Source organism: Pseudomonas sp. GW823-FHT04A03 (assembly GCF_058796615.1).
This window is the reverse complement of the sequence record NZ_JBXAIV010000024.1, coordinates 2,501-5,351: the sequence shown is the minus strand read 5'-3', so window position 1 is coordinate 5,351 and position 2,851 is coordinate 2,501. Positions and strand designations below refer to the sequence as shown.

At 51.9% G+C, this 2,851-nt stretch carries 1 rRNA gene (only partly in view); it reads right to left on the bottom strand.

Going from position 1 to position 2,851, the window contains the following annotated elements:
- Positions 1 to 19: 19 nt before the first annotated feature.
- Positions 20 to 2,851, bottom strand: a 23S ribosomal RNA gene (locus tag AC1Q9F_RS28315) (it continues 59 nt past the right edge of the window).

Sequence of the window (2,851 nt, the reverse complement as noted above, 5' to 3'; positions counted from 1 at the left end):
CAAATTGCTTGGGTGTTATATGGTCAAGCCTCACGGGCAATTAGTATTGGTTAGCTCAACGCCTCACAGCGCTTACACACCCAACCTATCAACGTCGTAGTCTTCGACGGCCCTTCAGGGAACTCAAGGTTCCAGTGAGATCTCATCTTGAGGCAAGTTTCCCGCTTAGATGCTTTCAGCGGTTATCTTTCCCGAACATAGCTACCCGGCAATGCCACTGGCGTGACAACCGGAACACCAGAGGTTCGTCCACTCCGGTCCTCTCGTACTAGGAGCAGCCCCTCTCAAATCTCAAACGTCCACGGCAGATAGGGACCGAACTGTCTCACGACGTTCTAAACCCAGCTCGCGTACCACTTTAAATGGCGAACAGCCATACCCTTGGGACCGGCTTCAGCCCCAGGATGTGATGAGCCGACATCGAGGTGCCAAACACCGCCGTCGATATGAACTCTTGGGCGGTATCAGCCTGTTATCCCCGGAGTACCTTTTATCCGTTGAGCGATGGCCCTTCCATACAGAACCACCGGATCACTAAGACCTACTTTCGTACCTGCTCGACGTGTCTGTCTCGCAGTCAAGCGCGCTTTTGCCTTTATACTCTACGACCGATTTCCGACCGGTCTGAGCGCACCTTCGTACTCCTCCGTTACTCTTTAGGAGGAGACCGCCCCAGTCAAACTACCCACCATACACTGTCCTCGATCCGGATAACGGACCTGAGTTAGAACCTCAAAGTTGCCAGGGTGGTATTTCAAGGATGGCTCCACGCGAACTGGCGTCCACGCTTCAAAGCCTCCCACCTATCCTACACAAGCAAATTCAAAGTCCAGTGCAAAGCTATAGTAAAGGTTCACGGGGTCTTTCCGTCTAGCCGCGGATACACTGCATCTTCACAGCGATTTCAATTTCACTGAGTCTCGGGTGGAGACAGCGCCGCCATCGTTACGCCATTCGTGCAGGTCGGAACTTACCCGACAAGGAATTTCGCTACCTTAGGACCGTTATAGTTACGGCCGCCGTTTACCGGGGCTTCGATCAAGAGCTTCGCGTTAGCTAACCCCATCAATTAACCTTCCGGCACCGGGCAGGCGTCACACCCTATACGTCCACTTTCGTGTTTGCAGAGTGCTGTGTTTTTAATAAACAGTCGCAGCGGCCTGGTATCTTCGACCGGCGTGGGCTTACGCAGCAAGTGCTTCACCCTCACCGGCGCACCTTCTCCCGAAGTTACGGTGCCATTTTGCCTAGTTCCTTCACCCGAGTTCTCTCAAGCGCCTTGGTATTCTCTACCCAACCACCTGTGTCGGTTTGGGGTACGGTTCCTGGTTATCTGAAGCTTAGAAGCTTTTCTTGGAAGCATGGCATCAACCACTTCGTCGCCTAAAGGCAACTCGTCATCAGCTCTCGGCCTTAGAATCCCGGATTTACCTAAGATTCCAGCCTACCACCTTAAACTTGGACAACCAACGCCAAGCTGGCCTAGCCTTCTCCGTCCCTCCATCGCAATAACCAGAAGTACAGGAATATTAACCTGTTTTCCATCGACTACGCTTTTCAGCCTCGCCTTAGGGACCGACTAACCCTGCGTCGATTAACGTTGCGCAGGAAACCTTGGTCTTTCGGCGTGGGTGTTTTTCACACCCATTGTCGTTACTCATGTCAGCATTCGCACTTCTGATACCTCCAGCAAGCTTCTCAACTCACCTTCACAGGCTTACAGAACGCTCCTCTACCGCATCACTTACGTGATACCCGTAGCTTCGGTGTATGGTTTGAGCCCCGTTACATCTTCCGCGCAGGCCGACTCGACTAGTGAGCTATTACGCTTTCTTTAAAGGGTGGCTGCTTCTAAGCCAACCTCCTAGCTGTCTAAGCCTTCCCACATCGTTTCCCACTTAACCATAACTTTGGGACCTTAGCTGACGGTCTGGGTTGTTTCCCTTTTCACGACGGACGTTAGCACCCGCCGTGTGTCTCCCATGCTCGGCACTTGTAGGTATTCGGAGTTTGCATCGGTTTGGTAAGTCGGGATGACCCCCTAGCCGAAACAGTGCTCTACCCCCTACAGTGATACATGAGGCGCTACCTAAATAGCTTTCGAGGAGAACCAGCTATCTCCGAGCTTGATTAGCCTTTCACTCCGATCCACAGGTCATCCGCTAACTTTTCAACGGTAGTCGGTTCGGTCCTCCAGTCAGTGTTACCTAACCTTCAACCTGCCCATGGATAGATCGCCCGGTTTCGGGTCTATTCCCAGCGACTAGACGCCCTATTAAGACTCGCTTTCGCTACGCCTCCCCTATTCGGTTAAGCTCGCCACTGAAAATAAGTCGCTGACCCATTATACAAAAGGTACGCAGTCACAGAACAAAGTCTGCTCCCACTGCTTGTACGCATACGGTTTCAGGATCTATTTCACTCCCCTCTCCGGGGTTCTTTTCGCCTTTCCCTCACGGTACTAGTTCACTATCGGTCAGTCAGTAGTATTTAGCCTTGGAGGATGGTCCCCCCATATTCAGACAAAGTTTCTCGTGCTCCGTCCTACTCGATTTCATGACTAAGAGATTTTCGCGTACAGGGCTATCACCCACTATGGCCGCACTTTCCAGAGCGTTCCGCTAATCTCAAAGCCACTTAAGGGCTAGTCCCCGTTCGCTCGCCACTACTAAGGGAATCTCGGTTGATTTCTTTTCCTCAGGGTACTTAGATGTTTCAGTTCCCCTGGTTCGCCTCTTGCACCTATGTATTCAGTACAAGATAACCATCTTATGATGGCTGGGTTCCCCCATTCAGACATCTCCGGATCAAAGTCTGTTTGCCGACTCCCCGAAGCTTTTCGCAGGCTACC